This window comes from Thermofilum adornatum (genome assembly GCF_000446015.1).
GTDB classification, from domain to species: Archaea; Thermoproteota; Thermoprotei; order Thermofilales; family Thermofilaceae; genus Thermofilum; species Thermofilum adornatum.
Genome location: NC_022093.1, coordinates 1,281,014 through 1,298,676, shown reverse-complemented (window position 1 = coordinate 1,298,676; position 17,663 = coordinate 1,281,014). Strand labels below are relative to the sequence as shown.

At 47.2% G+C, this 17,663-nt stretch carries 22 protein-coding genes; 12 read left to right on the top strand and 10 right to left on the bottom strand.

From position 1 onward, the window contains the following. Positions 1–26: 26 nt before the first annotated feature. From N186_RS07030 to N186_RS06990, 9 genes are all read left to right on the top strand, one after another. Complete coding sequence (locus tag N186_RS07030) at positions 27–305, top strand: hypothetical protein (RefSeq protein WP_020963093.1); 279 nt, start codon at positions 27–29, stop codon at positions 303–305. Next, positions 295–711, top strand: coding sequence for a hypothetical protein (locus N186_RS07025; RefSeq protein WP_020963092.1), 417 nt, complete (start codon positions 295–297; stop codon positions 709–711). The genes N186_RS07030 and N186_RS07025 overlap by 11 nt, the downstream gene beginning before the upstream one ends. Before the next feature lie 10 nt (positions 712–721). Continuing rightward, a complete protein-coding gene (locus N186_RS07020) occupies positions 722–1,126 on the top strand; it encodes a hypothetical protein (protein ID WP_020963091.1) in 405 nt (134 codons plus the stop codon). A gap of 37 nt (positions 1,127–1,163) precedes the next feature. Next, positions 1,164–2,000 (top strand): Rossmann-fold NAD(P)-binding domain-containing protein, encoded by an 837-nt coding sequence (locus tag N186_RS07015; protein ID WP_020963090.1) that lies wholly within the window; start codon positions 1,164–1,166, stop codon positions 1,998–2,000. A 115-nt stretch (positions 2,001–2,115) separates the two neighbouring features. Beyond that, entirely contained in the window at positions 2,116–2,547 is a 432-nt protein-coding gene (locus N186_RS07010) for an archaellin/type IV pilin N-terminal domain-containing protein (protein WP_148682133.1), read from the top strand. A 51-nt stretch (positions 2,548–2,598) separates the two neighbouring features. After that, positions 2,599–2,907, top strand: coding sequence for a hypothetical protein (locus tag N186_RS07005; RefSeq protein WP_020963088.1), 309 nt, complete (start codon positions 2,599–2,601; stop codon positions 2,905–2,907). Next, positions 2,900–3,562, top strand: coding sequence for a cobalamin B12-binding domain-containing protein (locus N186_RS07000; RefSeq protein ID WP_020963087.1), 663 nt, complete (start codon positions 2,900–2,902; stop codon positions 3,560–3,562). The genes N186_RS07005 and N186_RS07000 overlap by 8 nt, the downstream gene beginning before the upstream one ends. 29 nt (positions 3,563–3,591) lie before the next feature. Beyond that, complete coding sequence (locus N186_RS06995) at positions 3,592–4,935, top strand: monomethylamine:corrinoid methyltransferase (protein WP_020963086.1); 1,344 nt, start codon at positions 3,592–3,594, stop codon at positions 4,933–4,935. A gap of 50 nt (positions 4,936–4,985) precedes the next feature. Further along, a complete protein-coding gene (locus tag N186_RS06990) occupies positions 4,986–5,219 on the top strand; it encodes a hypothetical protein (RefSeq protein ID WP_020963085.1) in 234 nt (77 codons plus the stop codon). Positions 5,220–5,253: 34 nt separating this feature from the next. On the opposite strand, the gene N186_RS06985 is transcribed toward N186_RS06990, so the two are convergent. From N186_RS06985 to N186_RS06955, 7 genes are all read right to left on the bottom strand, one after another. Then, positions 5,254–6,015: an ATP-binding cassette domain-containing protein gene (locus tag N186_RS06985; RefSeq protein ID WP_020963084.1), complete on the bottom strand. Its 762-nt coding sequence runs from the start codon at positions 6,013–6,015 to the stop codon at positions 5,254–5,256. Positions 6,016–6,019: 4 nt separating this feature from the next. Further along, the gene (locus tag N186_RS06980) at positions 6,020–7,006 is read right to left on the bottom strand and encodes an ABC transporter permease (protein ID WP_020963083.1); all 987 of its coding nucleotides are present in this window, start codon (positions 7,004–7,006) and stop codon (positions 6,020–6,022) included. 39 nt (positions 7,007–7,045) lie between these two features. Further along, positions 7,046–8,113: a sugar ABC transporter substrate-binding protein gene (locus N186_RS06975; protein ID WP_020963082.1), complete on the bottom strand. Its 1,068-nt coding sequence runs from the start codon at positions 8,111–8,113 to the stop codon at positions 7,046–7,048. A 70-nt stretch (positions 8,114–8,183) separates the two neighbouring features. Next, positions 8,184–9,278 carry a SufB/SufD family protein gene (locus tag N186_RS06970; protein WP_020963081.1) on the bottom strand — a complete coding sequence of 365 codons (1,095 nt, stop codon included), beginning with the start codon at positions 9,276–9,278 and terminating at the stop codon, positions 8,184–8,186. Then, positions 9,275–10,687: a Fe-S cluster assembly protein SufB gene (sufB, locus tag N186_RS06965; protein WP_020963080.1), complete on the bottom strand. Its 1,413-nt coding sequence runs from the start codon at positions 10,685–10,687 to the stop codon at positions 9,275–9,277. Before sufB ends, N186_RS06970 begins: the two co-directional genes overlap by 4 nt. After that, on the bottom strand, positions 10,684–11,406 hold the full coding sequence (gene sufC, locus N186_RS06960; protein ID WP_020963079.1) for a Fe-S cluster assembly ATPase SufC: 723 nt from the start codon (positions 11,404–11,406) through the stop codon (positions 10,684–10,686). Before sufC ends, sufB begins: the two co-directional genes overlap by 4 nt. A 76-nt stretch (positions 11,407–11,482) precedes the next feature. Next, complete coding sequence (locus tag N186_RS06955) at positions 11,483–11,887, bottom strand: hypothetical protein (protein WP_020963078.1); 405 nt, start codon at positions 11,885–11,887, stop codon at positions 11,483–11,485. Between the two features lie 67 nt (positions 11,888–11,954). Between N186_RS06955 and N186_RS06950 the strand changes: the two genes are divergently transcribed. Next, positions 11,955–13,376 carry an ArsB/NhaD family transporter gene (locus N186_RS06950; protein ID WP_020963077.1) on the top strand — a complete coding sequence of 474 codons (1,422 nt, stop codon included), beginning with the start codon at positions 11,955–11,957 and terminating at the stop codon, positions 13,374–13,376. 5 nt (positions 13,377–13,381) lie between these two features. Here N186_RS06950 and N186_RS06945 read toward each other — a convergent pair whose 3' ends face one another. After that, positions 13,382–14,596, bottom strand: a complete 1,215-nt coding sequence (locus tag N186_RS06945) for a saccharopine dehydrogenase family protein (protein WP_020963076.1) — start codon at positions 14,594–14,596, stop codon at positions 13,382–13,384. 59 nt (positions 14,597–14,655) lie between these two features. Here N186_RS06945 and N186_RS06940 point away from each other — a divergent pair, with 59 nt between their 5' ends. Next, on the top strand, positions 14,656–15,381 hold the full coding sequence (locus tag N186_RS06940; protein ID WP_020963075.1) for a DUF742 domain-containing protein: 726 nt from the start codon (positions 14,656–14,658) through the stop codon (positions 15,379–15,381). Between the two features lie 57 nt (positions 15,382–15,438). Continuing rightward, positions 15,439–16,125, top strand: a complete 687-nt coding sequence (locus tag N186_RS06935; protein ID WP_020963074.1) for a hypothetical protein — start codon at positions 15,439–15,441, stop codon at positions 16,123–16,125. A 91-nt stretch (positions 16,126–16,216) separates the two neighbouring features. Here the strand turns inward: N186_RS06935 and N186_RS06930 are convergent, their stop codons facing one another. Beyond that, a complete protein-coding gene (locus N186_RS06930; RefSeq protein WP_020963073.1) occupies positions 16,217–16,963 on the bottom strand; it encodes a mechanosensitive ion channel family protein in 747 nt (248 codons plus the stop codon). Beyond that, complete coding sequence (locus N186_RS06925) at positions 16,960–17,610, bottom strand: potassium channel family protein (protein ID WP_020963072.1); 651 nt, start codon at positions 17,608–17,610, stop codon at positions 16,960–16,962. Before N186_RS06925 ends, N186_RS06930 begins: the two co-directional genes overlap by 4 nt. Positions 17,611–17,663: the final 53 nt, after the last annotated feature.

The window sequence follows — 17,663 nt, the reverse complement described above, 5'->3', positions numbered from 1 at the left end:
ATTGAAGTTTCAAAAAACATTTACATATGAATGGAGAACCATACAAGAGCAAAAACATAGCCCTCATACTTATTTTCTCCGGCGTCCTCCTAATAATAACTGTCTTTGTCCTTGCAGTCCAATTCGCACTTGTATACCAGAGACCAACTGTCTCGGGAGACCTCTCGGCCACCATTGGCGTCCTGACTTCCGAGGCCCTGTACCTCTTAGCAAAGGCGGTCTTTCTCTCCGTTGGAATCGTTGCGGCCGCCCAGCTCCTCAAGTACGGGGTCGAACTAGCCAAGGGAAAACAGGATGAACAGTAGCGGGCTCCTATTGTCTCTGGCCTCTCTTTTGCTTGTCGTCCTTGCACTAACACCTTTCATCGAGTTCGCGGGAGATCTTTCCAACAGAAACATAGTGGACATTGCCTGGAAACCCCTAGAGACGGAAACCCAGGGCGTCAAGGTAGGCCTCACCTTGACGTATAAGGGAACGGTCCCCCTTACAGACGTAAACCTAAGAATAGAGACGTTCTGCGGTGGAAAAACGTGCCAGAGCCAGGAAGCCTCGACCAAAGCTCTAACGAGAGGCGAACGCCTAGACATACAATTTTTCGTACCCTTTAACGCCTCTAGCGTAAGGATAAGCTTCGAGTCAAAAATCGCGGGACTCTACACGCTTAAGGCAGTAACAGAGACAGGGGTGCCTGGCTACGGCTTTCCCGGTTAAAGACTACAGCTTGCCACGAGAAGTCCTACTAGCCCTCTGGGGCGCAGTGAAAACGGCCGTCTCCATGCTTTTATGGCTAGCCTTCCCAATAATTCTCCAGACGATTGCCCCCAGATACATATCCATGCCAAGCCTCTCCCTTGTCCTATTCTTTACATATGTATCTGCAGTTACAGGAGCTATAGCCTCGATCCTCAAGCCCACGGCATTCAAACCCCTAGTCTCAATGATCCCTAGGATCCTAGGCTTCCTCCTAATTGCCAGCACGGGAACAAACATATCTATAGACGTCCAAGGAACAAGCATCTATCTAGACTTGTCCCCGATATTCTACCTACTCTTGTTCCTATTCGTCCTATTGCCGACACTCCTCGAAGCAATATTGACGTTTACCTGGTGGCTGGAGAAAAGCTAGGCAAATATTTTTTAGCGACCAAGACAAAGCCAGAATTATGCAAGCCAAGAAAAAGATACTCGTAGCAGGCCTAGGAGAAGTAGGCTCGGCCGTCTACCAGGTCGCTAGGGAGTCCGGTAGGTTTGAAGTTTATGGATACGATATAGACCCCTCGAAGACAGTTAACCAGCTCGGCGAGGTGCCCGTCCCAATAGACTTTCTACACGTAGCCGTCCCCTACTCCCAGAGATTCATAGACATCGTTTCGTCATACGTCGAGAAGCTAAAGCCAAGGGCAGTCTTCATACACTCAACTGTCGCCCCGGGCACAACTAGACGTGTATACGAGAAGCTAGGCATACCCACAGTCTATACTCCCGTCAGGGGCAAGCACCCAAACCTAAAGCAACACCTCTACTTCTGGCCCAAGTGGGTCGCAAGCCTGCCAGAGTCCTTCGCCGAGGAGGCTGGAAGACACCTAGAAGAAATGGGCCTAAAAGTAAAGCGTGCAGACAAGCCCGAGTCCCTAGAGCTGGCCAAGCTATGGGAAACAGTATACAGGGCGATAATGATCGCCTCATGGCAGGAGCTACACAGAGCCTCAGCCAAGTTTGAGGCAAGCCTCCCAGTAATAGCAGAGTTCATAGCAGAGGTCCACGAGGTCCTAAAAGACAGGCCAGTATACTTCCCAGACTATATTGGGGGACACTGCCTCATACCCAACACCGTCATACTCAACTCTACGTTCCCCTCAAAGCTCTTCGAGTTCGTCCTAGAGTCAAACGAGCAACGCAGAAAAGAGCTACAAGACGAGAGGGTCAAAAGGGAAGTAGAAGAGCTCAAGAAAATCTTCCTAAAGCTGACAAAGCCAGACTACTACTCCGGGGGAATATAAAGGCAAAAATTCTTCAATAATTTCTGAGACACATCCCTTGATTTTCATTTTTAAACTTTTTTAAACGATAAATATTTAAGGGTAAGGAATTATATTTATATTACCGGTGAAAAACATGAAGAGAACCGGGGTCAGCCCCGTAATAGCCACACTCCTACTAATAGTTATAGCAGTAGCAGCGGCAGTCCTAGCATACATATGGATAATAGGATACCAAGGAACACTAACACAGCAAGCAAGCACAGCACAACTACAAGAAAGAATAAAAATAGAGGCAGTACAATACGACTCCGGAACGAACACTTTAACTGTTTACGTCAGAAACATCGGAGACGTAAATGTAGTAATTGACGCATTATATCTATACGATAAAACGGGAACTGCAATTGGACAAAGCACAGGTGTAGGCCTTACTCTCAACCCAGGAGAGGTAAAGAGCGGAACTGTTTCACTAACTGGAGGTCTCACCTCTGGACAAACCTACACTGTTAAGGCTGTAACACAAAAGGGTACTGAAGCTACCTATACTTTCACATACAGGACTTAAGGCAAATAGCTTCACATAAAGTATATTTTTCTTTTTTGTCTTCTTTTTCTCATGGTTAGGAATATTGTTGAATCTGTACGTGAAGAGTTTAACAGGATGCATGGCAGTGAGGCACAGGTCAAAGTTGTGGAGTGGCTTGGCGACGGGTTTGTCGCGGAGTTTGTTGGTAGCTTTTGTGTGACTTGTGGCTTCTATGACTACTTCGAGGACTTCGCGTTGATGCTGGCTAAGAGGGGTGTAAGGGTCGGGATTTTGCGTGTGGACGAGTTTGAGGGTGGTGCTCGTGTTGTTTACCGGTTCTTGAAAGAGGGTGAGGAGCAGAGGTTTGTTCCTGAGAGGGTCGTGTTGATATATGAGTGAGGGCGCCTGTTCAAGGGTTTTTGAAAAAGTTAGCAGGGCTGTCGCGGAGCTTGACTATGCGGGTGCGGAGGCTGGGGTTGCCGAGGCGCTGGGGCTGGGCTGTGATGTCTATAGGCTTGTGGAGGAGGGTCTGCGTAGGGGGATGGTCGAGGTTGGGGCTAGGTTTGAGCGTGGGGAGTACTTTTTGCCTGAGCTCGTGGAGGCAGGGGAGCTCTTTAACTCTTTGATGGAGAGGTATGTTTTGCCGAGGCTTTCGACGCATGCTGGTGGTAGGAGGGGGCTCGTTGTTATTGGGACTGTTCGTGGGGATATCCATGACATTGGGAAGAACCTTGTGGCTTTGATGCTCAGGGTGAACGGCTTCGAGGTTGTTGACTTGGGTGTGGACGTGTCTCCCGAGAGGTTTGTGGAGGCCGTGAAGAAGTATAGGCCGGACATTTTGGGTATGAGCGCGCTCTTGACTACTACTATGCTTGAGATGAGGAATGTGATAGATGCCTTGAAGTCTGCGGGCCTAAGGGACAAGGTGAAGGTCATTGTTGGTGGTGCGCCTGTAACGGAGGAGTTTGCCAGGGAGATCGGCGCGGACGCCTATGGCCGGGACGCTGTCGACGCCGTGGAGAAGTGTATAAGGCTCTTGGAGAAACATACATAATTTAAGTACATCGTGATATTTTGTTTTTTGTGGCTAGACAGCTCATAGCAGAGTTTAGGGCAAGGGCTGGGGAATACGTTGAGCAGAAGCGGTTTGACCTAGAGCATGTCTCTAGGAGGGTTGCAGAGCTAGAGAAAGAGTATGGCGTACATTTTGACCCTTCTAGCCCTCTGCCCGACGAGTCTCTCGGCAAGGCCGTCTTCGAGGCAGGCTTCACGCTTGCAGTTGAGGCCGGGCTCTACATAGTGGACGAGTCTCGTGTCGCAAAGTTCAGCGAGGAGGAGTTGCGGGAGGCCCTGAAGAGTGCAAGGAATAGGATTGTAGTCGGAAGGGGCCGCGACGCGAGGAAACTTGGCTATAGGGAGCCTGGTGACAGGGTATTCGTGTTTGGGGGCCTCGCTGGGACCCCTACCCCACTAGAGTTTTTTGTCGAGTCTGCCGCTTCATATGCTCTTGTCCTGAGGGTTGACGGTATCGACCATGGAAGTGTGCAGACCGTGATGGGTGAGATGGTTCGTAGTGGTGCGCCAAGCGAGGTGTTGGCTGGCTTGAGGGAGATGGAGTCGCTTAGGAGCGCGCTTAGGATGGCTGGGAGGCCGGGTATGCATGTACTCGGGGCTGAGAGCAGCGTAGGTTCTGTGGGTAGCCTGGGAGCCATGTCTTTGGGCTTGCTCCGCCGGGGCGACGCACAGCTCCTGCCGGTCTTGAACGAGTTGAAGACTGACTATCACCAGCTAGTGAAGGCATATGTAGGCAGTCTAAGAGGGGTGCTGGGCGCGGCGCTCGTGGATCCAGTTGTCGGCGGGTTTGCGAGGGGGCCGGCTGGCTCGGCAATTGTCTCCGTGGCAGAGATTCTGCTTGCAATGGTCGCCTATGATGCGAGCTATTTCCTTGTCCACCCCGTCCACATTGTCAAGAAGGCTACTTCTACGATTGAGTGTATGTGGGTCGAGTCGGTCGTGGGGCTGGCTAACAGGTATATGAGGCTCCCGCTCGTTGGGGATGTGTGGCCGGCCAATGGAGGGGGGACAAGGGAGTATCTCTATGAAGTAGCCGCGAACACGCTTGTAGCGGTTGTTTCCGGGTTAAACCTTCTGGGACCTGTCCCGGAAAACGGTACACAGCCTAATGGTGGCGGAGTTGATGCCATGTTTATGGCTGGCCTAGCTGACAGAATGGTCGAAGAAAATGTAGGCTTTAACAGGGCGTGGGGCTTCGCTGTGGAGCTCTACAAGAGATATGAAGCCAGGATCGTGAGCCCCGATCCAGGGAAGCCTTTCTGGGAGCTTTACGACGCCAAGAAAATAGCTCCGCGGAAAGAGTGGCTCGAAACAATAAATGAGACTATTAGAGAAATCGCTCAATACATCTAAAAATAAATACGTCAGAAAAAAAATAAATAATACTGACTCATAATATTTTCATGCCCCTACAGGCTCCCGTAGGCTACACTATTTCTTATGACAAGGATACAGGAAAACTCGTCCTTGAAATCTTCGATCTAGAGATGATAAAAGAAGAGAAAGAAGAGACAGTAATGGGCCGTTTAGCTGAGCTTCATTTTGAGGGAGAAACGGCTCCAAAGCATCTCAAAATTATGTTTCCAGACTATAAGAGCTTGGTAGCCTATCTCTTGTACAGCGTACTTTACAAGTAGAAAATAGGAAAAATTGTAGCTAGGAAGCTTGGTTTTAGGTAGCTATGACTGCGCCCCCTGTCCTTATTACTTCTATTACTTCTTCTGGTGTAACTTCCTCTTTTGGCGTGTCGAGTATTTTTCTCCCGTGGTCTAGCACAACTATCCTGTCTGAAACTTCGTAGACGTGGTAGATATTGTGAGAGATCAGTATGACGCTTACTCCCTGCTTCTTCACGTCTAGTACGTGGTCCAGGACTTTCCTTGTTTCGCGGACCGAGAGGGCGGCTGTAGGCTCGTCTAGTATAAGTAGTTTTGCTTTGAAGTGCATCGCTCTAGCTATGGCTACGCTTTGCCTCTCGCCTCCGCTTAACTTTGCGACCTTTTCTTGCGGTGACCTTATACGTTTGAGCCCTATCTCTTGGAGTATTCTGCCTGCTTCCTTCTCCATTTTCTCTTTGTCTAGAACCTTGAAGGGCCCAATCTTTTTTAGTGGCTCTCGTCCCAGGAATATGTTCCTATCTATGCCCAGGAGATCTATGAGTGCTAGGTGCTGGTAGACTATTTCTATTCCCCTAGCCCTGGCCTCGCTGGGGTGCCTGAAGACGACTGGTTCTCCCTCGAAGAACATTTGTCCAGCGTCGGGCTGGTATACCCCTGCAATTATCTTTACCAATGTGGATTTGCCGGCGCCGTTGTCGCCCACGAGTCCAACAATTTCAGCCTTTTCCACGTGGAAGTCGACTCCACGCAACGCCTCAACGTGCCCAAACCTTTTCACTATGCCCTTCATTTCGAGGAGCATGTTGCCCGCCATTTTTTCACCCGCTTGTCACGTATTTCTTGACTATGAAGAGGTTTATTACGGTCGCAATTATCAGTATGATTCCAATAAACGCGCTGTACCAGTAGGCGGGCGCCTGTGCCAGCACGAGTCCGACACGGGTCATCGCTATTAGGAAGGCTCCCAGAAAAGTTCCGGAGATGCTTCCATATCCTCCCGTGAGGAGACAGCCTCCGAGAACAGCAGAAGTAATGGTCTCTAACTCTAGTCCCTGGCCCAGAGTAGGGTCAACGACCCTGAAACGGCTGAGAGCCATTAGTCCGGCGAGGCCGGCTAGCAGAGATGATACGCCAAAATTCGTCAGCTTAACCTTGGAAACCGACACGCCTAATTCGCGTGCTGTGTTGCTACTTGCGCCAACTGCATATGTCCAGTTCCCGTAGGGTGTCCAGTCCAAGATAAAGGCGAATATGGCTGTTAGAACTAGTAGCCAGACGGCGCTTGTCCTTAGACCCAAATCTCCAATGGGCCCGTTCAGGACATATGTTAGCCAGTGGTCTCTTTCAAGCCTCACTGGGAAGCCTCCTGTTACGGCCAAGAGTATGCCCCTGAGAAACATCATCATGCCGAGTGAACTGATAAAGCTTGGGATCCCAGTTTTAATAGTGATATACCCAACGGTGACACCTATACCGTAAGCGACGAGAAGCATGATAATAGATGCGGCCAGCATGTCTACGCCCCACAGGTTTACCATGAGGACTACACCCATTGGTACCAATGCATAGACCGAGCTAATAGATAGGTTAAATTCACCTGTTATCATCAGAAAAGCTACACCTATGCTTGCCACTCCAAGTTCTCCTGCAAGCGTGAGTATGCTGTAAAGGGTGGGAACTGTGAGGAACTTGTCTGGAACCCTCACTATAAAGATCAGTGCTATTGAGAAAAAGCTGGCAAGGACACCTATTTCTGGATGTCTAGCAATGAATCCGTGGGGTTTAACATTTTTACCAATACTCATGGTTTACACCTAGAAAAAAATATTATTTTTTGATGAGTTTTACGCTCCACCAGTGGTAGCAATCTGTTTCCTGACAGTTTCTAGTCTAGCCTTGTCAATGACTGTAGGACCAGTCGGAACCTGTGGAGGCGGGATGATGCCGTACTTGACGTAGAGATACATGAAAACTACGGGTAGGAAGCCCTGAGCGTATGGCTGTTGGCTGACTGCAGCGTCAAGCTCGCCGGCATCGATTGCCTTCAGAATTGTGTCGTCAATGTCTACTGTTAGGAGGTGTACTTTTCCTGTCAGCTTCATTTCCCTTAAAACTTGTAGGGCTGGGTGTGCGCCAAGCGGCCCCAGCGTGAAAATTACGTCGGTGTCTGGGTGTGCTGTTAGATAGCTCTTGAAGGCCTCTGCAGCTTTGGTCGGGTCTGTTGTGATGTCTAGCTTTTCAACTGGTGTTCCTGGATATGCCTGTGTAATTGCATCAGTTATTCCTTTTGCTCTCGTCTCTAGACCTATGTGTCCAACCTCGTGTATGCCTATAACCACGCGTTTAGGCTTGTAGCCCTTGTCGACTAAATATTTTGCCAAGTAGTAGCCTGCGTCGTACTCGTTTTGTCCAACGTAGCTTAGGTAGGGTATCCTCTGGTTAACGGGTCTTGGATCAGGGACGTTTACAGCTATTATGGGTATGCCTTGTGATATTGCTGAGCGTGCAGGCTGGTCTAGGGCGTTGTAATCTGTGATGGTTAATATTATCCCGTTTGGTCTAGCGGCAATAGCGCTGTTTAGGAGGTCTACGAGTGCCTGTACGCTGAATTTTTCGGGGCCAGAGTAGACAACTTTAACGTTTAAGAGTTTGGCTGCGTCCTGGGACCCTTTTATGACTGGGGCCCACCATGGGTCTGCGGGTCCACCGTGTGAGACATAGTAGAATGTGTATTCAGGCGCAGATGGGGCTCCTCCGCCCGCCTGTTTTAGTTTTTCTTCTAGCTCGGCGTACTTGGAATACGGAACCATTGTTGTTGCTGCAAATCCGTAGCCGATTATGGCGCCGATTATTAGTGCGATGATGGCGAGAACGAGGGTCTTGGTCGTTGGGCTTGTTTTTTGTTGTGACATGTTTATCGTTTACATTTTTAAAATATAACCCTTTATTAAGGTAGCCAAAAAAATTTAAAAATATAAACTGTTATTTGTGAATGTTAATCTCTAGGCTTCCTAGAAGTAGTTCTAAATATTTTTGGACTGTTGGTTCTCTTTTTGCATCCTCTGGGAGCACTTTGTCGAGCTCGGCCATGAGGAGGAGTCTTTTTGCTTCTAGTTCTGTAAGGGCCCTGCTCTGGAGGTAGAAGAGCTTGGCGGGGTCTAGTGGGCTCTGTGATGCTGAGTGTTGTGCTTCTGCGGCGTCGTCTGACTCTATTTCTAGTGTAGGGGCCGCGTAAACTTTGGAATTGGGAGTTAGGGGTATGAGTCTAGATGATAGCTTGCCTCTGGCTTCCTGCGAGCCTCTGTGTATACGGATTGTCCCCTTGTGTGCTAGTTCGCCGTTGTGTGAGATTCCTGCGAGCCTTATCTCTGCCGCTGTGCGTGGTGCCTTTATGTAGGCGTTTGTCTGTATGCTTGCGGACCTGTTTTGTGGTGTTGCCACTGCATATGATGAGATGTACGTGGCGTTTTCTTGGTCGAGGAATGTTTCTGATTCGAGGTGGAGGGTTCTTCCTGGGACAAGTATGTGTGTCTCTTTTAGGGTCGAATTGGGTTCTAGTCTTGTAGCCTTGAAGAGTGCTGTTGCAGATTTTGGCGAGTCTATGACTATTATCGAGATTTTTGCTTCTGCCTCTTTTCTCGTTTGAATATTTAGTGATAGTGTTGAGAGGCCTTCTGAGTCCTCGGGGGAGAGTAGTAGCAGTGTTGCAGAGGCTTTTCCTTCGAGATAAATATTCAGGTGTGCGGAGTAGGTGTCTGACAGTGGTTTTTCTATTAGGAGGACTTTTTCTTCTCCTCTAATTTCAATAGTTGTTGACGTTGAAAGGTTCTGGAAGTGGAAGGCTGGCAGCCTCGTGTCTATGTTTAGGGGCCAATCTGCTTCCTGCTTGTGTGGGGCCATGTCTGTGGGTATTTTTAGGTGGGGTTTTACGAACAAGAGCTTCTCGTTTACACCGAGCCTAGCGGCTCTCCTAGGGTTTTGTAAGTATTCTTCGAAGATTTGCCACTTTGCATATGACTTTGTCGTTGGCGAGTCGGCTATGTACTGGTAGGGAAGAGTTAGGTATGACTGATTCATGCGTAGCCACCTATTTCCTCGAATTCTAGCTCTAGGACTTTTCTGAAGACCATCTGGTACTCGAATGGGAGCTTGCCGAGGATGTCGCCGACGTAGCCCAGGACTATTAGCCTCCTCGCTTCTTGTTCCTTGAAGCCCCTGGTCTCGAGGTAGTAGAGTATGTCTTCGCTTATCCTCCCGGTGGTTGCCTCGTGTACGACGTAGGCCTCTTCTTCTTCGACCTCGTTCTTGGGGTATGTGAATGCTTTTGACTCTTTGTCCATTATTAGGCTGTCGCACTTGATGCTCGCAGTAGAGTTTTTTGCCCCCCTGGCTACCTTTATTAGACCCCTATAGACAGAGACGCCTCCGTTTGAGCTTATGCTTTTGCTTATGACTTCGCTTTGTGTGTTAGGGGCTAGGTGGTAGACTTTTGCTCCACCATCCTTCCAGACGGGCCCCTTTGCAACTGTGATGTTGGCTATTGAGACTCTTGCGTTTCTGCCCTTGAGGATGGCTGATGGATAGACGTAGCTTATCTTGCTCCCGATGCTCCCCTCAGCCCACTCGACGACTGCACCTTCTTCGACGAGGGCCCTCTTGTTGTTGAAGTTAACTAGGTTCTTGCTCCAGTTTTGTACCGTCGTGAATTTGACGTGGCTGTTCCTGTGGGCGTATATCTCGACCATGCCGTTATGGAAGCTGTATCTCTTGAACAGGGGGGCAGAACAACCCTCGATGAAGTGGACAAAGCTTCCCTCGTCTGCAACGACTATTGTATGCTCCATTTGGCTTTCTAGCTCGCTTGCTATGAAGAAGAATGCCTCTATTGGGGCCTCTACCCTGACATTTGGCGGCACATAAAGGAATACGCCTCCGCTCCAGAGGGCTCCGTGTAGTGCTGCAAACTTGTGGTCGCTGGGTGGGAAAACCCGCATAAAATACTTTTGTACCAGGTCTGGATACTTTGCAACGGCTTCACTCATGTCCATTAGGATTACTCCTTGTTCCTCGAGGAACTTCTTGAAGGCCAGATAGATATTTTCGCTTTCGAGCTGTGCCGATAGTCCTGCCAGAGCCCTCTTCTCTATCTCTGGAAGCCCGAGCCTCTCGTAAACCTTCCTTATGTCTTCCGGCAACTCGTCCCAGCTTGAAGCCCTCTCGTAGCCGAGCTGTATATAGTGGGTGAGCTCTTCTAGGTCTAGCTCCTCTACGCCGACAAGCCAATTCGGTGTGGGAAGTTTCTCGAATAGCTCGAGACTTCGAAGCCTCAGCTTAAGCATCCATGGGGGCTCCTTTTTGGCTCTTGATAATTCTTCTACCAGACTTCTAGAGATCCTGCCCCTCAGAGAGAGCTTCGGCCTAACCTTTAGTGAGTCTAGGCTTATGTCTGTAAGGGTTAAAGACTCGAGGAGCTCTGTCTTGCTCATACCAACCCCTGGTATCCCTTCTCCTCAATAACATCTAGAATCTCCAGCCCGTCCACGGCTACAACGCCGCCGTTCATCATGACTACAACCCTGTTGGGTCTGAGAAGCCTGAGTGCCGCAATGTTATGAGAAATGTAGAGAACCCCTACTCCACTGCCTGCAAGCTCCCTTGTCTTGCCAGTTAGAAGCCTGACACCCTCTATGTCTAGGCCCGAATCAAGCTCGTCCAGTATGAGGATTTGTGGCTTGAAAAGCAAGGCCTGAGCAAACTCTAGGCGTTTCTTTTCGCCTCCTGAGAAGCCTTCATATAGGTTCCTGGAAAGGTAGTGGTCACTTAGCCCGACCTCTAGCAGAGCATTGTTTATATCATTGATGCTTGCCTCTATTCCTCTCTTTGTAGTCATTTCCTGCAGGAACATTCCAACAGGGAGACCGCCTATATCGGGCGGAGACTGGAAAACAAGGAAAATACCCTTATAGGCTCTTTCATGCGGCTTTAGGCTCGTTATGTCCTCTCCGTGTAGAAGAATCCTCCCATTCTCAACTTTGTAGTTTGGATGCCCCATCACGGTGAATGCCAGGGACGTTTTGCCGCTACCGTTTGGACCAATGAGTGCCACTACTTCTCCTTTGGATACATCGAGGGAAACATCTTTAAGGACTTTTCTTGATGCTACAGATACTGTTAATTTTTCTATTCTAAGTCCCGTGTTCTCCATGACATTGTCATAGAGTAACGTATACTAAACTTATTTAAGGATTTCTCGACTAAGAACAGAGAATGGGTTATCAGAATTATGACTGTACACGCATCTTAAGAACATTTTTTATCTCGGCACTTATGTAGAGGGCTATACCTCCAAGCAACATGAGGAGGCCGGCGACAGGTGCAGGGATAAGAAGTATCGAAGCAGTTATTAGCGCGAAAAGTCCGGCCATTCTATAGTTTCCTTCGTTTGAATAGTGCTCATTAAGGACTGAGCATAGCGCGGCTCCCGCAAAAGAGAGTATCGAGAAAAGAGATAATTCAAGGAATTGTCTACTGAAGAATGGTAAGCCGTGTAGGTATTCTGTGAATAATTTTAGTGCCCAGAAGATCCCGTAGACTATTCCTATAAGTATGCCTATCCTTACAGAGATTTCTCCGAGCCTCGCCATTGTTGTTGCAGCTTGTAGCCACGTCTGTGTCTCGCTAGACATAGCGTACCCTTAGATGTCTTTCTAGGGGAACACTTATATATCTTTCTATCATTACAGACCGGAGATCATGCCAAGTGGCAGTCGTTTTGCCGCCACAACGTATGGCAAGGCATCAGTCGTTATACTTCTTGGAATAGTTACAGCTCTCATAAGCAACCTGATAGGCCTGAACCTTCAACAATCCCTAGCACTAACAGTTTTCCTTGTAATGATCTATGCAACATTGTTGCTCTGGAGCCAAAGGTTGCCGTTCGCATTCCTCGGCATTTTTCTTCTATTCTTTTTAGGCCTCTTAGACACGGAATATTTCGTTGAACATTCTCACCTAGATGTAATAATGTTTCTGATAGCCATGATGACTGTTATAGGATACCTGGAGGAAGACAAGTTCTTTGAATTTGTCTCGAATGAAATTATAAGGCGGGTAGGGATCAGCTTCAAAATTGTTTTTATGGTGCTATTCTTTCTGTCGGGGTTCTTGGCCCCACTTGTCGACGAAGTGACAGCTATCCTTATAATGTCTTCGATAGCTTTTTCATTATCCGACAGGCTTGGGATAGACCCGTTTCCACTAATACTTTCTTCCGTATTTGCTATAGTGATTGGTGGAACAATGACTCCTTTGGGGAACCCTATCGGAGTCCTTATTGCTTTTGAGTCTGGCTACACCTTCATGGACTTTTTGAGGTGGTCTGCACCTCTTTCTCTTCTTTCCCTCCTAGTGACTTATGTTTTCCTTTCGAGAAAGTACAAAGCCTACATCGAAGAGGCAAATACCAAATTAAGAGAGAAAATTCTCACCAAAGAAGGATTAGGGCGAATCGATCTTCCAAGAAAAATACTTTTCAAAGATATAGTAATTCTCCTGACCACACTAGTCATGCTTGCGTTGCATCATACCCTTGAAGAAGTTATGGGTCTGGAAAAAAACACACTTCTTTTAGGAATCCCGTTCCTCTTAGCAGCAATGATACTGATTTTTGATCCGCAGAAAGGTTTCCACGCGTTTGAGCACAAGGTAGAATGGCCTACGCTAGTGTTTTTCCTATTATTGTTCTCAGCCGTTGGTGCTTTGAGCAAAGTTGGTTTAATAGATTTGGTCTCGAAAACTATCGCCTCTTATGCTTATCTAGGCTTAGAGGCATTAATTGTAGTCTTTGTAGTTACATCTGTGCCTATGACCGCCTTCATGGACAATGTTGTAGCAGCCTCTGTCTTGGCCCAAGTTGTTCACGGCTTGGAGGCTTCTGGGATAAATCCTGCGCCTTTTTGGTGGCTGGCGGTGATTTGCACGGATCGAGCTGGTACCCTGACTCCCATAGGGAGCACCGCCAATATTATAGCAATCGGAATACTTGAAAAAAGATATAAGAAATCTGTGAGTTTCCTAGAGTGGGTTAAATATGGTTTTCCTGTAGCGTTGTTAACAATATCTTTGAGTACGACCCTAATATACTTGCAGATACCACTAATGCAACCTTATCCTTAAAGGCTTTACTCTATTATTGTTTTGAATTCTTCTCCTATGTGGATCTTCTTGCCCCTTATGTAGTCTAGGACTATCCGCCTGATTGGCCTTGGAAGTAGTTCACCTGGGAGAACCCCTTTGAGTCTCTTGCCTTTTACTGCCCTTAGGACGGCGACCAGGCTTAGTGCTGTGGGATAGGTTATGTATGTGGCTCCGGGAAGCACCTTGTTTATTGTTCTCTGTCCGGGGAATAGTATGTATCGGGTTGATACTGCTTTTTCGCCCGAAATGTTCCCGATGGCTTTTACTTGTAGGGCGAACTGCGCGTCTTCTAGGTCTCCTTCTTGCATAACTTTCAAAACGTAGTCCGGCGAGATTGGTGTCTGGAGAACATAGTAGAGGAACTCGCGTGGAGAGACATAAGTTTTCCTTATTTTTATGGGTGTGTCTTCGAAGAATCCTAGCCTGTAGAGGGCGCGGAGCATCTCTATGTCGCTTCCGCCTGCGAGGTAAGCAAAGCTATTGATCTTTAGGAGGCTGGGTATCGTGTATGCCTCGTCGTTTGAGACACTATAACACCTAATGCTACCTATTGGTTCTGGGAAGTTGCATACACGTGCCTCTGCGAATGGCTCCCGGAAAAAGAACTGCTTGTTTTTGTATGCAAGGTCTATCGAAGCCACGTTTAGCATCTCTTCCCTTGACCATGGTATGACAAAAGTGCTTCCTTTTTGGTCCTCAAGAGTCATTATGCTGAGCTCGTCGACTTCTTCTAGGTCCTCGTAGGCTTCACGTGCAAGTATGTTTGCCAGACCCGGGGACACACCCATGTTTATGAGGGCGAGAAGGCCCTGGCTTAAGAACTGTTTCGCCATTGAGAGTTGTTCTGCTCTCTTCCTTTTTCCACCGTAGCATGCAAGGTCGACATAGTTTATGTTTGCTTTTAGAGCTACCGACATTAGCAATGGATTGAGTAGGATCTCTTTCTTGTCTTTCTTGATGAAGGTCGGCAGGGCATTTACGAGGTAATCGTAGTTTGAGAGGGTACCGGAGAATGCTTCTAGATTTAATGCGTCAGCCTCGACTATGGGTATGTCAAGGGGGTCTGGATAAGAAAGATATTTCTTTGCCCTGTCGGGATCCTTGTCGAAGCATGCGACTTCTTCAGCTATTTTTTCAGATGTGGCTAGGCGGGCTATAAGGCTTCCTACTAGGCCACAGCCTATAACTGCTATTTTCATATGGTTCTTGAACCCTGATAAAGTATAAATTGCCTTCGTGTTTTTATTTATTGATTTTAATGTCTCTCTACAAGCTAATCGTGTTTACGGGCCCGAAAGGTGCGGGGAAATCTTCGCTTATAAAGAGCCTTTTCCCCGAGCTAGATGTTCGTTTTGAAGAGCCCTCTTACTACCGTGACTACATGTTGACTGGAGGCCTCGCCGTTAGGGAGGTTGCTGGTCGAAGGGATGCAATAGAGGTAATTATGGCAGCTATAGCTAAGTGGAATATTAATGTTGGACTGCTGGTTGTAGATTCTTCTCGACCGCTTGAAGGTGTTGCCGAGCCACGTTTTCTTGCAGTCATAGAACGGGCAGAGAAAAAAGCGCTTGTAGCTAATAAGGTTGACGAGCAGGGAAGCCAAGTTGCAGAGCTCGAAAAGTTTGCGCTTGAAAAAGGTCTAGAATTTTTCGGGGTATCAACGAAGACAGGCGTGGGGATAGAGGAGCTAAAGAAGTGGATAATTACGGGAGAAAAGACTGTGAAAACGATGCCAAAACCTGTTTCCCTGCCTGTTCCGAAGCCGCCTCTACCTATAGACCTTGTCCCAGTCGTTGCCAAAAAGACTCCAGACAAAAGCAGGCTTACACAGGAAGAGCTCGAAGTTTTAGAGCTGTGTGACGGCAAGAGAAGCATAAGCGAGATTGCCTTTAAAACCGGAAAAAGCTATGGAGACGTTAAGAAGATAATCGACAGTTTAATGGTTAAAGGTTTTATAGAGACCTTAAAAACGAAAACAGTCTAAGCTTTATCTCTAAATTTAGGTGGAATTTTTATATTAGACCACTGATCAATTATTTTGATGGCAACTGAAATAGCTGGCATGTTTTTAAGGCTACAAAAAATGTTCCAGCCTACCGTCCACGTTTTGGTTCCACAAATGCTTTTCTCCTACATGGTTTCAACCGTCGTAAAGGAGCACCCCAGCCCTACGGAGGCAAACAGGGAATTATTCAGGCTTGGTCTCTGGGGAGGTTCAGTAGCTATGCTAAAATTTTCTAAAACGATTAACCCTAAGGATATCTGGCCCAAGAGCTTTGATGTGGGCAAGTTCACTAGCTACGTGAAACTTAATCATGGGGGTGCCTGGTATCTGTTTGCGGGCCACATGCCCGAGATAAATGTCGAGGCCAGAGGACAAAAGTTTATATGGGTCACACTAAGGGAGCTTCCAGGAAAGGAAACCTTCTATAAAATTGAGGCCCCTGAGGGTGTGGATGTTTGGTATTTCCTGGCCGGAAACTATGAAGGGGCAACTCTTACCTTGCTTCGGCTGGTAGGAGAAGAAGAAAAATACTTCACAATGTGGAGACCACTCCCAAGTAGAGACGGAATCGAGGGATTTTATGCTATAAGAGATTTGGGACCCGCCGAAGTAATCCGTACATGCAACGACTTGGACCCTGGATTCTTCAAACTTGTCTCCTGGGAGGATAGTGCAAAGTTTGCAGAAGAACTTTTCGGGATAAAAATCCCTCTCCTGGTGTAGCTATATTTATTCCTTATAAGTCTTTCTTATGCCTAGCTTTACTAAGTGAATGTTCTTGAAGGAAATATTGGCAAATTATCGGGAAAAACTTTTAAGCCTTCCCTTGGGATGACAAGACCTTTAATACTTCTCTCAAAACCCGGTTCCTAGCGTCTTCTAGTCGCTGTGGGTTTAGCAACCTGAACTTTATTCTTGCATGTATAATGTCGCCTCTTATTTCTCGTACTAGTATATCGGGTTCTTCTATGCCTTCCTCCTGTACATCGTCCTGAATAGCCTTAAGAATTTGCTGGAGGACTCTGTTTATGTTTTCGTTATACCTGATAGCGAAGTCGATGTTTACTTCTATGCCGTTGCTGGCCGTTATATTGATGATTTTTTCTTTTAGCATGGTTGAGTTCGGAATATATACGCGCTCGTGATTCAGCGTGAGAACACTTGTGTATAGGTCGTTTATGTCTATCACTCTTCCAACCTGATCACTAATCATTATCCAGTCGCCTATTTTGTAAGGCTTGTACGTCTCGATAAATTGTCTTGCAAAGAGGTTGGGTAGAAAATCTCTTAGCCCTATAACAACAAGTACTCCAATAAGAGCTAAGAAGACTAGAATTGCTTCTAGTCTCAGGTTCAGAAGCTCGAGTGCAAAGAGAAAACCTACAAGATAGATTGTCCAAGACCCGTACCTGCTGAGTATCTCGGAAAGTAGTGGGTTGACTTTGCCTAGGGATCTCCGGACGAGTACTGAAAAAATATAGCCAAATAAGATTGAGAATATTAAAGTAGTTAGGAAGAGGAGGATATTTAGAGGTATCCATTCCAGTAGTAGCGAACTCATACAGCTCCGAATATATGTTCTTTGAGTTTATTTATAGCTTGCTGGGTTCCCGTAACTAGGAGGATGTCGTCGGCCTCGATAACGATGTTCTCGGTCGGGGAAAAATACATATTTTCTCTGAACACTGCGATTGGTTTAACCTCTAACTCTTCGAGAACCTTTATGCTTTGACCAACAAGTGATGAGTCTGGTGGTATTTTTATCTCGGCAATAGAGAAACCGTTTCTGTCATAGATTATTCTGAATTCTGACTCTGTTATCGTCTTAATGAAAACGTCTGCAAACTCGTCTAAACAGATTACGTGGTCTGCTCCGGCTTGAAGAGCCTTTTCTCGATTCTCCGAGTGGTTAAGCCTAACTACAACGGTTGGGACACCGAATCTCTTTTTCGCGATTTCTGCAACTCTAATGTTTACTGTGTCGCTCCCAGAAACCGCGAAGACAACGTCTGCTTTATCCATCTCTGCGTCTTCAAGGAGGGCGATAGAGCGGGCATCTCCACAGTAAACGGTGACGTCTAGGTTCTTAGCTAAAAAGTCACATGTCTTTTTGTTTTTCTCGATAACTATAACCTTGTCTCCCCTGTTTGAAAAGTATTCTGCTATCGAGTACCCGATTCTGCCTCCGCCAACTACAAATATGTACATAGTTATCTCTACTCTAAAACAGGAGTAGGATTTCAAACATTATATTTTTATCG

Bases quoted from the DNA above. Each gene is read 5' to 3' on its own strand.
- N186_RS07030 (WP_020963093.1), top strand. From the start codon at position 27: ATGAATGGAGAACCATACAAGAGCAAAAACATAGCCCTCATACTTATT.
- N186_RS07025 (WP_020963092.1), top strand. From the start codon at position 295: ATGAACAGTAGCGGGCTCCTATTGTCTCTGGCCTCTCTTTTGCTTGTC.
- N186_RS07015 (WP_020963090.1), top strand. From the start codon at position 1,164: ATGCAAGCCAAGAAAAAGATACTCGTAGCAGGCCTAGGAGAAGTAGGC.
- N186_RS07010 (WP_148682133.1), top strand. From the start codon at position 2,116: ATGAAGAGAACCGGGGTCAGCCCCGTAATAGCCACACTCCTACTAATA.
- N186_RS07005 (WP_020963088.1), top strand. From the start codon at position 2,599: ATGGTTAGGAATATTGTTGAATCTGTACGTGAAGAGTTTAACAGGATG.
- N186_RS07000 (WP_020963087.1), top strand. From the start codon at position 2,900: ATGAGTGAGGGCGCCTGTTCAAGGGTTTTTGAAAAAGTTAGCAGGGCT.
- N186_RS06990 (WP_020963085.1), top strand. From the start codon at position 4,986: ATGCCCCTACAGGCTCCCGTAGGCTACACTATTTCTTATGACAAGGAT.
- N186_RS06985 (WP_020963084.1), bottom strand. From the start codon at position 6,015: ATGGCGGGCAACATGCTCCTCGAAATGAAGGGCATAGTGAAAAGGTTT.
- N186_RS06980 (WP_020963083.1), bottom strand. From the start codon at position 7,006: ATGAGTATTGGTAAAAATGTTAAACCCCACGGATTCATTGCTAGACAT.
- N186_RS06975 (WP_020963082.1), bottom strand. From the start codon at position 8,113: ATGTCACAACAAAAAACAAGCCCAACGACCAAGACCCTCGTTCTCGCC.
- N186_RS06970 (WP_020963081.1), bottom strand. From the start codon at position 9,278: ATGAATCAGTCATACCTAACTCTTCCCTACCAGTACATAGCCGACTCG.
- sufB (WP_020963080.1), bottom strand. From the start codon at position 10,687: ATGAGCAAGACAGAGCTCCTCGAGTCTTTAACCCTTACAGACATAAGC.
- sufC (WP_020963079.1), bottom strand. From the start codon at position 11,406: ATGGAGAACACGGGACTTAGAATAGAAAAATTAACAGTATCTGTAGCA.
- N186_RS06955 (WP_020963078.1), bottom strand. From the start codon at position 11,887: ATGTCTAGCGAGACACAGACGTGGCTACAAGCTGCAACAACAATGGCG.
- N186_RS06950 (WP_020963077.1), top strand. From the start codon at position 11,955: ATGCCAAGTGGCAGTCGTTTTGCCGCCACAACGTATGGCAAGGCATCA.
- N186_RS06945 (WP_020963076.1), bottom strand. From the start codon at position 14,596: ATGAAAATAGCAGTTATAGGCTGTGGCCTAGTAGGAAGCCTTATAGCC.
- N186_RS06940 (WP_020963075.1), top strand. From the start codon at position 14,656: ATGTCTCTCTACAAGCTAATCGTGTTTACGGGCCCGAAAGGTGCGGGG.
- N186_RS06935 (WP_020963074.1), top strand. From the start codon at position 15,439: ATGGCAACTGAAATAGCTGGCATGTTTTTAAGGCTACAAAAAATGTTC.
- N186_RS06930 (WP_020963073.1), bottom strand. From the start codon at position 16,963: ATGAGTTCGCTACTACTGGAATGGATACCTCTAAATATCCTCCTCTTC.
- N186_RS06925 (WP_020963072.1), bottom strand. From the start codon at position 17,610: ATGTACATATTTGTAGTTGGCGGAGGCAGAATCGGGTACTCGATAGCA.